Annotated in this window: 10 protein-coding genes; all 10 read right to left on the bottom strand. The window is 49.7% G+C overall.

Annotation, left to right across the window (positions count from 1 at the left end; genetic code table 11):
* Positions 1-500: 500 nt before the first annotated feature.
* A complete protein-coding gene (glmM, locus tag HMPREF9431_RS04630; protein ID WP_004379988.1) occupies positions 501-1,892 on the bottom strand; it encodes a phosphoglucosamine mutase in 1,392 nt (463 codons plus the stop codon).
* 16 nt (positions 1,893-1,908) lie between these two features.
* The gene (locus HMPREF9431_RS04635; protein ID WP_004379989.1) at positions 1,909-2,535 is read right to left on the bottom strand and encodes a DUF4827 domain-containing protein; all 627 of its coding nucleotides are present in this window, start codon (positions 2,533-2,535) and stop codon (positions 1,909-1,911) included.
* Between the two features lie 71 nt (positions 2,536-2,606).
* Positions 2,607-3,644: a DHH family phosphoesterase gene (locus HMPREF9431_RS04640; protein ID WP_040561136.1), complete on the bottom strand. Its 1,038-nt coding sequence runs from the start codon at positions 3,642-3,644 to the stop codon at positions 2,607-2,609.
* Between the two features lie 558 nt (positions 3,645-4,202).
* Positions 4,203-5,627, bottom strand: a complete 1,425-nt coding sequence (gene cls / locus HMPREF9431_RS04645) for a cardiolipin synthase (RefSeq protein ID WP_040560845.1) — start codon at positions 5,625-5,627, stop codon at positions 4,203-4,205.
* 35 nt (positions 5,628-5,662) lie between these two features.
* Complete coding sequence (dnaG, locus tag HMPREF9431_RS04650; protein WP_004379992.1) at positions 5,663-7,609, bottom strand: DNA primase; 1,947 nt, start codon at positions 7,607-7,609, stop codon at positions 5,663-5,665.
* 36 nt (positions 7,610-7,645) lie between these two features.
* Entirely contained in the window at positions 7,646-8,809 is a 1,164-nt protein-coding gene (locus tag HMPREF9431_RS04655; protein ID WP_004379993.1) for an MFS transporter, read from the bottom strand.
* Positions 8,810-8,834: 25 nt separating this feature from the next.
* Positions 8,835-9,653, bottom strand: coding sequence for a 3-methyl-2-oxobutanoate hydroxymethyltransferase (panB, locus tag HMPREF9431_RS04660; RefSeq protein WP_004379994.1), 819 nt, complete (start codon positions 9,651-9,653; stop codon positions 8,835-8,837).
* Between the two features lie 73 nt (positions 9,654-9,726).
* Positions 9,727-10,326, bottom strand: a complete 600-nt coding sequence (ruvC, locus tag HMPREF9431_RS04665; protein ID WP_004379995.1) for a crossover junction endodeoxyribonuclease RuvC — start codon at positions 10,324-10,326, stop codon at positions 9,727-9,729.
* Positions 10,327-10,328: 2 nt separating this feature from the next.
* Positions 10,329-10,973, bottom strand: coding sequence for an MBL fold metallo-hydrolase (locus HMPREF9431_RS04670; protein ID WP_004379996.1), 645 nt, complete (start codon positions 10,971-10,973; stop codon positions 10,329-10,331).
* Between the two features lie 2 nt (positions 10,974-10,975).
* On the bottom strand, positions 10,976-11,605 hold the full coding sequence (gene rsmG / locus HMPREF9431_RS04675) for a 16S rRNA (guanine(527)-N(7))-methyltransferase RsmG (protein ID WP_004379997.1): 630 nt from the start codon (positions 11,603-11,605) through the stop codon (positions 10,976-10,978).
* Positions 11,606-12,071 lie beyond the last annotated feature (466 nt).

Below are 12,071 nucleotides of genomic sequence, written 5' to 3' on the forward strand. Positions count from 1 at the left end.
GCAAGGCGCAACAGCTCATATTGACCCCCGAATCGGTTGTTGCAAGGCGCAACAGCTCATATTGACCCCCGAATCGTTTGTTGCAAGGCGCAACAGCTCATATTGACCCCCGAATCGTTTGTTGCAAGGCGCAACAGCTCATATTGACCCCCGAATCGTTTGCTGCAACGATGTAAAACGTGTTTGCACGCGTACGAAATCGTGTTGCAAGGCGCAAAACGTGTTTGTACGCATACAGAATCGTGTTGCAACGATGTAAAACGTGTTTGCATGCGTACGAAATCGTGTTACAAGGCGCAAAACGTGTTTGCACGCATACGAAATCGTGTTGCAATGATGTAAAACGTGTTTGCATGCGTACGAAATCGTGTTACAAGGCGCAAAACGTGTTTGCACGCCTACAAAGCTGTGCTGCAATAGGGTTGGTTCGCACAGAAAAAAGGTGCAAGGCTGTTGAATAGCCCTGCACCTCATTCGTTTTATTCGCCTTCGGAACGCGCTTATCCCTGCATATCGTAAACCACCTGCATGAGTTTTTTGCCCAATGCGTCGGCCTCTTCCATCGTGGCAGCTTCGCTATAAACGCGAATGATAGGCTCGGTGTTGCTCTTACGCAAATGCACCCATTTATCGGGGAAGTCCAACTTCACGCCATCAATATCGGTCACCTGCACGTCCGCTTCGTCACCATAGAGCGCTTTCACCTTCATCAAAATGGCATCAACATCCGTCGAAGGTGTCAAATCAATGCGGTTTTTGGCAATCGAATAGTTGGGGAAAGTAGCACGCAGCGCAGTCGCCGTGCAATGTTTTTGTGCCAGGCTCGAGAGAAACAGTCCAATGCCCACCAATGCATCGCGGCCATAATGGCTCTCGGGATAAATCACACCGCCATTGCCTTCGCCGCCAATCACGGCATGCTCGGCCTTCATTTTGGTTGTCACGTTCACCTCGCCAACGGCCGAAGCGGCATAATTTCCGCCATGCTTCTCGGTCACATCCCGCAAAGCACGCGTCGAGCTGAGATTTGAAACCGTGTTACCCGGCGTATGTGCCAACACATAGTCTGCCACCGCCACCAAGGTATATTCTTCGCCAAACATCGTTCCATCCTCACTGATGAAAGCCAAGCGGTCAACGTCGGGGTCAACCACGATGCCTAAATCATATTTTCCTCGCTTCATCTCGCCCATAATACCGCCAAGATTCTTCTCCAAAGGTTCCGGATTGTGGGCAAAATCACCGTTCGGCTCGCCGTTCAAAATGGTATATTCCACGCCCAAAGCCTTCAAGAACTCGGGCAGAATGATGCCACCGACAGAATTAATGGCATCGACAACCACCTTGAAATGAGCCTTGCGAATAGCCTCAACATCGACTAACTTCAGCGCCAGCACACTGTCAATGTGGCGTTGGTTGAACGTGTTGTCCTCACGATAGCTACCCAAATGGTCGACATCGGCAAAGGTGAAATCCTCGCACTCTGCCACACAGAGCACCTCTTGTCCGTTGGCGGCTGTCAGAAATTCGCCTTCGTGATTGAGCAACTTCAGCGCATTCCAATGCCGCGGATTATGGCTGGCCGTGATAATGATGCCGCCGGCTGCCTGACACATGCGCACCGCCAATTCGGTTGTGGGCGTGGTAGCCAAACCGATGTTCACCACGTCGAAGCCCATGCCCATGAGCGTTCCGCAGACCACATTCTTCACCATTTCGCCCGAAATGCGCGCATCTCTGCCCACCACAATGGTGTTGCTGCCTTGGTTTTGTTTTTTAATAAACGTGGCATAAGCTGCCGTAAACTTGACGATGTCAAGCGGATTGAGCGTGTCGCCGGCTTTACCTCCGATGGTGCCGCGAATGCCCGAGATTGATTTGATTAACGTCATCGTATGTTATTTTTAGTTAGCTTTCACGCTGTAGAGAAATGGTAAACAGGCTGGGATAAACGCCTCTTGATGCAGCCACTGTGCCGTGTGTTGAGGGAACAATGAGTTTCACTTTAGAAACACCATCGGGATTGAGTCCGCCAAGTTTCAAATAAGGCAGCGCAACCAACCATCCATCGGGCACTTTCGCCGTGCCATAGAATGTTTTAAAAGTGCCCGAAGTGAACTGCGCATAGGGCGTTCCCGACTGCATGCGCACCGTCATCACATCGACCAAGGCTGCGAAATTAGGATATTCGTTGGACATGGTGATAGAGTCGGTGAGCAAATTGCGCTCGGTATAGCGCACAAGCACGTTGGCTGTTTCATTCTTGCCCAACACCTGTCCTGCGCCCGGCCGCACAATTTGCATGTAAACGCCCGAGTTATCGAATACCACAAACTCGTGTTGCACGGTGTCGGTAGTGTTGCCTTGCGCCTTGAATTGCGCTTCGCTTATCACTTTGATATGCTGGTCGATGAGATACTGGCTGATGACGGCACGCTCGCGTTTGCGCTTATCGGCATAGGTTTCAGAATCGCCGCAAGCAGCAAGTGTCAACAGCCCCGCAAAGGCCAAAAGTAAAAAGGATATATGTTTCATTCTAAATCGATTTAAACGAGTGACAAAGTTATAAAAAACATGACAAACAAAGGAGTGGCATGACGTATTTTTTAATTCTTTAATCTATCGCCATATTTCAGAATGGCGCGATGCACCACCTGTTCGGCCTCGGCCAACGTGCATTGCAACCGGCCGCCACTGGCATTGAGATGACCTCCGCCGTTGAAAAATTCGGTAGCCATTTCGTTGCACGGAAAATCGTCTACCGACCGCAAACTCACCCATATCAGCTGCTCCGTGCGGTCATCTTCGCGCAGCGAAATCGACAACCGCATGCCTTTGATGCGCAAAGGCTCATTGACCAAGCCCTCTAAATCGCCCTTCACGAAATTAAAATCTTTCATGTCTTTTCGACCCACCAGATAATAGGCTGCATGATATTCTTCGAAGACGTGCAGGCTGCGATGCATGAGATAGCCGCGGAAACGAATGGCCGACTGACTGTAATTGTTGAACACGCGCCGATAAATCTTATCCTTGTCGATGCCCTTCGTCAGCAGCAACCCGATGATGGTGTAAAGCTCAGGACGCGTCGAATTATAGGTAAATCCGCCCGTGTCGGTCATCATGCCGCAATAAATGGCTGTGGCGGCAGCCTTGGAAAGCGCTTCGAAACCGCCCAACTGATGGACGACGCGAAAGACGATTTCGCTGGTGCTGCTCAGTTCGGGGAAGGAGATGAGCTGCGCCGCCCTGATGTTGGGATTTAAATGGTGGTCCATCACCACGCAGGGTGCCTCGGCTTGTTCGAGCAGCGTGTGCATCGCCTCTACCCGATGGGGCTCTCCAAAATCCAAACAACACACCAAATCAGCCTGGCGAAAGGCCTCGACCACGGCATCGGGCTGTTTATCGAAGCGCAAAACGGCTTCGCTGCCAGGCAACCATTTCAAAAAATCGGGGAAGGCATCGGGCATCACCACTTGCACCTGCTTGCCTAATTGGCGCAGATAAAACGCCCAACCCAAACTTGAGCCCAACGCATCGCCGTCGGGACTTTTGTGTCCGGTGAGCACCACGCGCGTAGCACCGTTTATCAGCTGCTGCAAGGCCTCGGCCTCGGCTGCTGTGAGTAAATCTAAATTCATCATGGCTGCAAAGGTAATAAAAAAATCGTTGGCACTTGTGGTTAGCATAGGCTTAAATCCTAACTGCTGTGCGGTAGGCTTAAAAACATTTACTTCGATGGTGAGGGAATGTCATTTTTCCCATAACATTGCGTTCCGCACCTGCTGAACAATCATTTTTGAGAAAAACAAGCGTTCCGGGATACTGGAACAACCATTTTTAAGAAAAACAAGCGAGCGGCACCCGACGAACGACCATTTTTATCAAAAACAAGCGAGCGGCACCCGCCGAACGAGCATTTTCATCAAAAACAAGCGAGCGGCACCTGCTGAACAACCATTTTTATCAAAAACAAGCGAGCGGCACCCGCCGAACGAGCATTTTTATTAAAAACAAGCGAGCGGCACCCGCCGAACAAGCATTTTTATTAAAAACAAGCGAGCGGCACCCGCCGAACAAGCATTTTTATCAAAAACAAGCGAGCGGCACCCGCCGAACGAGCATTTTCATCAAAAACAAGCGAGCGGCAACCGCCGAACAGCGTTTTTTAAAAACAAACACACAAAACGCCATGGGGATTAGAGCAGCGGACTGAGCAAGCGCACGATGCTGCCCCACAAGCGCTGAAGAAACGAACGATGGGTGAAATCGCGAATGGTCTCGATGTCTACACAGGCCTGCTCGTCGTGCAGATAAATGGCTTTAAAGCGCAGGGCCGTGGCACGGTCGTAGAAAAATAGATTGCTCTCGAAATTGTTTTCAAAGCTGCGAAAATCAATGTTCGTGCTGCCACAAGTGGCAAAATAATCGTCGCAAACCAGCAACTTGGAATGGTTGAACCCCGGTTGATAGAGCATCACTTTGGCTCCGGCTTCGATGATGTCGGCCAAATAGGACGGACACGCCCACTCCACCAATTTCGCATCGCCACGAGCCGGTATCATGAGCCGCACGTCAACGCCCGAGAGCGCAGCCGTGCGAATGGCAAAAAGAATGGGCTCGGTGGGCAGAAAATAAGGGCTCTCCATGTAGACATAATGCCGCGCCGAGAGCAAAATGCGCACATAGCCTTGCATGATGTCGGGCCACGGCTGTATGGGACTGCTCGTGACGAGTTGCGCCAAGCAATTATTGGACAGCTGATGGGCATTTTCAGGATAATAACGATGGTCGGTAAGCAAGGTGCGGTCGACGAAATACCAATCGATGAGAAAGGCGCGCTGCAACGAATAGACGATTCCACCCCGCACTTGCAGATGGGTGTCGCGCCAGGAAACGCCACGTCGGCCACGAATGTAGCGCAAGGCAATGTTCATTCCGCCAATAAATCCCACTGCGCCATCGATGACACAGAGTTTGCGATGGTTGCGATAGTTCACCTTGCCCGTGAATGCCGGAAAACGCACGGGGATGAATGGGCACACCCGCACACCTTCGGATTTCAAACGATTGAAAAAGCTGTTGTGCACATTCCAACATCCCACATCGTCGTAGATGATGCGCACCTCTACCCCTTGCCGCGCTTTATCAATCAGTGCATCGGCAATGAGCTGCCCCAAGGCATCGTCGTCAAAAATATAGGTGTCGATGTGGATGTGGTCGGTGGCCTGTCCGATGGCCTTGAGCAAAGCTAAGAAATAATCCGCGCCCGTGGTGAAAATCTCGATTTCATTATCTTTAAATGGCAACGCCATGCTCTGATTAGCGAAAAGATGCACCAACTGCTGCGCTTTTTCGGGGAAATGCAGATTGCGCTGTTCGGCAAACTCCAACATGCTGCGCTTGGTGAGTGCATCGAGGCTGTGCTGACTGATAAAACGCTGCTTGCGATAGTTCTGCCCAAAGAAAAAATAAATCACGATACCTGCAAAGGGGATAAAGGTGAGCACCATCACCCACGCCACGGTTTTGGCGGGCTGCCGGTTGTCCATGAGCACTGCTAACAGCGCCAAAACTACGATGACAACATAGAGAATGATGAAAATCCAATGCATGTAGAACATAGTTGTTATTGAAAGAGTTCGATGGTGGTGCGCGCCTACACAATGATGTTGCTTCCAAGCTCCTTAGCCAACTTGTTGCGCTGCGCTATCAGTTTTTGATATTCGGCCATGAGTGCCATCTGCCGGTCGCCATGAGCTTGAGCAATCTGCGCCTTGATGGCAACCAAATGCTTTTCCACATAGTCGCGGCGAAAATCGAGCATGAGATGCTTCACCCGATTGCGCAGACTTTCTTCATCGTCCTTCACTTGCTGACTTTCGGAGAGCTTGAACTTTTCTTCGGCAATCTCGATTGCCAGATTGCTCACCTGGATGTCGTTGTGATGCACAAAATAGGGCTCGGTTTGAAAAGTGCGGTCGGTGCCCTTTTCCACAGCTTCCTGCAAAATCTGATTCAACAATTCGCTGCTGAACGAGAGGTTGTCGCAGCTCAAATTATAGTGAATGAACTCGGCAATGGTGAGCGAGATGACGTTGCCATTGCCATCGTCAACATTAGGGAATATCACGCGGTTGCCATATTTGATGATTAATTGCAAGATGAATTTCTCCACTTCGGAAATCGTCTGAACACGATTTGAAGAAGATTGTGCCGGAGACTCGACAGGAGTTTGTTGCTGTTGTTCGGCCGACGTTGCAGGCGTTGCCACGCGCATCGAGCCCGAGGCCTTGCGCTCGCGGATTAAAGCATTCATCTGATTGATGAGCGTCATTTCATTCATGCCGATGCGCTGTGCACAATCGTGCAAATAGGTGTCGCGCAAAATGGGGTTCTGCACCATCGAAATGCTCATCACAATCGAGTTGATAGCTTCTGAACGCTTGAGCGGGTCGTTTTCGTTGTCCAAGAGCAAAGCCGTTTTAAAGCGTATGAAGTCGGTGGCATGCGCCTCAATGTAGGCTTTAAATTCGTCGGCGGTATGCTGGCGGGCAAAGCTGTCGGGGTCTTCATTATTGGGCAGCAGCAACACTTTGAGATTCATCCCTTCTAACAACAACATGTCGGTGCCTCGCAACGCTGCGTGAATACCCGCAGCGTCGCCATCATAAAGCAACGTGATGTTGTTGGTAAAGCGATGCAGCATCTGTATCTGATGCACGCTGAGCGCCGTCCCCGAATTGGCCACCACATTCTCTATGCCACACTGATGCATGGAAATAACATCGGTGTAGCCTTCGACCATATAAACATTATCCTCCTTGGCAATGGCACGCTTAGCCTGATAGATGCCATAGAGTTCGTGGTCTTTATGATAGATTTCGCTATCGGGCGAATTGACATATTTTTGATTTACGCCTTTCGTTCGCGCGTCTAACACACGACCACCAAAACCCACAATCTTGCCACTCACCCCCACCCAAGGAAAGATGACGCGATTGGCATAACGGTCAATGAGTTCGTTGTGGTCGTTTTGATAGCAAATGCCTGTGCTCAAAAGAAACTGTGCTTGATAGCCTTTCTGCAATGCGGCGTGTGCCAATGCCTGCCGATCAGGAAGATCAAAGCCCAAACGAAACTTGCGAATGATGTCATCACGAAAGCCTCGTGAGCGAAAATATTGCATGCCTATCGCCACACCATCAACGTGGTTGTGAAGAATATCCTCGAAATAGGTTACGGCCCATTCGTTAACGATGAACATGCTCTCGCGCAGGCTCTGCTCCTTGCGCTCCTCATCGGACAACTCGCGTTCGCGTATCTCGATATGATATTTCTTGGCCAACCATCGAAGTGCTTCCGGATAGGTTACTTGTTCGTGCTCCATGATAAAGCCAATCGGATTTCCTCCACGTCCGCAACCAAAGCAATGGCAGGTGCCGCGTGCCGGCGAAACAATGAACGAAGGAGTCTTTTCGTTGTGAAAAGGGCACAGCCCCTTATAGTTGCTCCCCGACTTGCGCAGGGTTACAAATTCGGATACTACGTCAACAATGTTGGCCGCATCCTTAATCTTCTCAATGGTTTGCTTGTCTATCGCCATACTACTTTTTAATCATGAGTTAGAAAACAAATCGTCCTACCGGTTCTTGTGTTGCACATACCAATGATGCGTGAAAAAATGATAGAATGCAAGCGCCAGCAATAGCAGTCCCAACGATACCGAGAGCGCTACAAACTCATTGCGGTTAAGTGCATACCAGCCCAAGAATAAACCCAGTGAAATCCCCGATTCCCAACCTAAAAAATAGGTGCTCTGCGAAGTTCCCCGCTGGCAATGCCGACTCAACTTAAGAAGAAACATTTGAAAACGAGAACCAATAAGTCCTATTCCATAGCCTAAAAGTGTTGGCGACAAGTGGCTCATCGCTCTCCCCTGCTGCGTAAAAAGTATGCCTACGGCGGCACACAGGGCGAACAGCCCCGTGACAATTTCACTCTTTAAATCGGCATTGGCGAAGACAAACCGTTGGCTCAGCAGTGCAAAGGAGAACCCCAGCAACATCAATGCGTAGAAAGAAACAGAATGCGACAACGACAACAGAATTCCCACAGCCGTCATGATGAGCAACTGATTAAGGAAAAGCCACTTGCCATCCGTGAGAAAGAAACGGTCGAAGCTCATAAGGTGAATCTCGTCTTCGGGTGTTTTGAAAGGGAACTTGACCATTGAGACGAGCAGCAACGCCAGCAAGCAATCCACCGCCAAGGTGATGAAAACAAATTGAATGCCGAGGTGTTTACAGAGCAACAACCCCACCATAGGACCAACGGCTAAAGCTATTCGCCCAAACCAAGAAGAAGCATAATTAGCCTCGGTGCGATGGGACGAATCACAGACATCCACAATCAACGTGCTGCTCAAAACTTCCTGCACAAATCCGAAAGATGCGCCAAAGCAACAAGCCAGCACATAAAGACTCCACAAGGGGAATTGTGAAATGAAAAAGAGGGCATAGAAAACAGGAATCATGCAGAGTATGGCCAATAAGGCTACGTTGTTGCGACGAAACCGTTGCACCAAGAAACTGCTAAATGGACCAGGAAGCACTACGCCTACCAAATAACTGAGAAAGACGAAGGACATTGTCGCGCCATCGAATTGCGCCTGCGACATCATCCAATATGGCAGAATAGGAATGAGCATATAGACCGCCATGCACAACAAAAACTTAGCGATAGACAACAGCCAGAACGGCCGTTGCCACAAACGAATATGAATGGCTGTATGTTGCGTATCCATGAGCGTTTATTTATATACGATTTGTTTAATAACGTTCGTTGTCATTAGGAAACGATACATTCTTCACGGCTTGGATATAGTCTTGCACACCCTGCGTCATGCAACCTTCTACATCGGCAAAATGACGCAAGAATTTTGGCTTGAAACCATGTGTCATACCTAAAGCATCAGCATAAACCAACACTTGCCCATCCGTATCACAGCCTGCACCAATGCCTATTGTGGGGCAACTCACGGCAGCCGTCACACGTTGCGCCAATGCTGCAGGCACCTTTTCTAACGTTATGCCAAAGCAGCCGGCTTCATCCAATAGACAAGCGTCCTTGAATAGCTTCTCTGCCTCCTGCGTTTCTTTCGCGCGGAGTCCATAACCGCCAAATTGATGAATGCTTTGCGGCGTAAGTCCCAAGTGCGCCATCACCGGAATTCCAGCCTGAATAATAGCTTGCACCGTCGGCAGAATTTCGCTTCCGCCTTCCATCTTGATGGCATCAGCACCCGTTTCCTTCATGATGCGCACAGCATTGCGCAGCGCATCTTCCCGACTCACTTGGTAACTGCCAAACGGCATATCGCAAACCACTAAACAATGGTTGCAAGCGCGCACCACGCCACGTGCATAAACAATCATTTCATCAACCGTTATAGGCAGCGTTGTCGCATTACCAGCCATGACATTCGACGAAGAGTCGCCTACCAAGATGGCATCTATGCCGGCACGATCTAAAATGCCCGCTGTCGTAAAATCATAAGCCGTGAGCATCGCTATCTTCTGCCCCAGCTGCTTCATTTCTCTAAAGACTTTAGTGGTAACCTTCTGTTTATCGGTGGATAAATAACCCATTTTCCTATTTCGTTTAAATAATTATCATTGTGAACTTATCTTCTATTGGTGCGAAATGCCGCGCGGCGAGGTTTCATCCTTCTCGTTTCGGTTGCTGCATGACGCGCACCACATTCTGATTTTTTGCAACAAAGTCTTTCCAACTATTGTAATGCCGAGCCGTTGTTGCGGGATTGCTTTGCTGAAGGAAATGGCAATAGGCCGCAGCCAAAGCATCGGTGGCATCCATGAATTTAGGCATCTCGCCCTGATCCAAGCGCAACAAACGCTGCAACATATCGGCAACCTGCGCTTTGGAAGCCTGTCCTTGCCCTGTGATAGCCATTTTTATTTTTAACGGAGCATATTCATGAATGGGGATGTCGCGACAAATCGCAGCGGCAATGGCCACCCCTTGTGCACGCCCCAATTTCAACATCGACTGCACATTCTTTCCAAAGAATGGCGCCTCAATAGCCAATTCATCGGGCAGATAAGCATCGATGACGCCCGTCACGCGCTCATAGATGTGCCCCAACCGCAGATAGGGGTCGCTCATCTTGCGCAAATCAATGACACCCATCGACAACATCTCGGCCTTTCGCCCCACAATGCGCAGCACACCATAGCCCATGACATTGGTTCCGGGGTCGATGCCCAAAATGATTTTCTCGCTCTTGTTGCCCATTTGCATTGCTAACGGTCAAGATAAGGGTTATGCATCAACTCTTCCCCGATGGTGGTTGCGGCACCATGTCCCGGAAAGACCTTGGTTTCATCGGGCAACTGACAAATCATTCGAAGGCTCTGCATCATTTCAAGCATCGAACCGCCTGGCAAATCGGTGCGCCCAATGGAGGAACGAAAAAGGGTATCGCCCGAAAAGGCCACGTGCTCAGCGGCATCATACAAGACGATGCCACCGGGAGTATGTCCCGGTGTTTCGATGACGGTGAGCTGATGTGTGCCAAAGTCTATTTTGTCGCCCTCCTTCAACCGCGTCTGAACGGGCGGAACAGGCGCCAAAACATCCAAGCCGATAAACTGCGCCGATTGCTCATGGAGCGTTGCCATCAAGGGCAGATCGCGCTCATGCACCTCGGGCGTCAAGCCAAACTCGGCGTACACATAGCCATTGCCATAATTGTGGTCGACATGTCCATGGGTTGCAATGAGATGTTGCGGACGAAGTTGCTGCTGCCGAATATAATCGGAAATCACACGATACTCGTCGGCAGTGCGCGCACCGCAATCAATGATGACACACGCACGCGTCTCGTCGCTCACCACATAGCAATTTTCTTGCAACGCATTACATTGAAAAATCTTGATGGTCAACATATTTATTGGATTGGAATATAAACTAATTTCTTTTCTTCCTTAAACCACTCTTCATCGAAAAAGTCGGTCAACGAAATCACTTCAGCCACGCGCTGAAAGGGTTTCAACTCTTCAACCAGCGCCCCACCCTTCAGGCAAATCAAACCATTGGGCCAGGCATTGTGGTGCGCACGCCGAATGTTTTTGCGAACGATTTTCACCAAATCGGGAAGCGGCATCACGGCCCGACTCACCACAAAATCAAACATCTCCGTTTCTTCTTCTCCCCGTCGCTGCACCGCCTCTACGTTCTGCAAGCCAATGCCCGAGGCGACAGCCGAGGCCACGGTGATTTTCTTCCCCGTTCCATCGATGAGTCGAAACTGACATTGGGGAAAGAGAATGGCCAGCGGAATGCCCGGGAAGCCGCCACCGGTGCCAAAATCGAGAACCCGCGTGCCCGCTTGAAAGCGAATAGCCTTGCCAATGGCCAAAGAATGGAGCACGTGGTGCAAATAAAGATTGTCCATATCCTTGCGCGATATGACATTAATCTTTGCATTCCATTCACGATAAAGGCCATCCAGCCGAGCAAACTGCTCCTGTTGTGGCGCGCTTAAATGGGGGAAATATTTTGAAATCAGTTCGGTCATCTCTGCTGCTTTAGACTGCAAAATTACAACATTCTTTGCAACTTTCCCCACGATGCGCACAATTATTTAGCCTTACCGCTGTGCCACGAGCCGACGCGAACGAGCGTTTGAGCCGAACCATGTCGTGCTTTTCAACCACATTTAAGAATGCAGATGAGAGAGCTGCTCACTAACCTGTTTTTTTCTTGAAACGGATTAGATCCCCGGGAACTAATCCGTTTCTGTTAATGAAATTGAAAAATCCCCCGGGGACTAACACGTTTTTTTCTTGAAACAGATTAGCCCCCCGGGGACTAATGCGTTTCTGTTAATGAAATTGAAAAATTCCCCGGGGACTAACATGTTTTTTTCTTGAAACAGATTAGCCCCCCGGGGACTAATGCGTTTCTGTTAATGAAATTGAAAAATCCCCCGGGGACTAACATGTTTTTTTCTTGAAACAGATTAGCCCCCCGGGGACTAATGC

Origin of the sequence: Segatella oulorum F0390, from assembly GCF_000224615.1 — a bacterium.
Lineage (GTDB): Bacteria > Bacteroidota > Bacteroidia > Bacteroidales > Bacteroidaceae > Prevotella > Prevotella oulorum.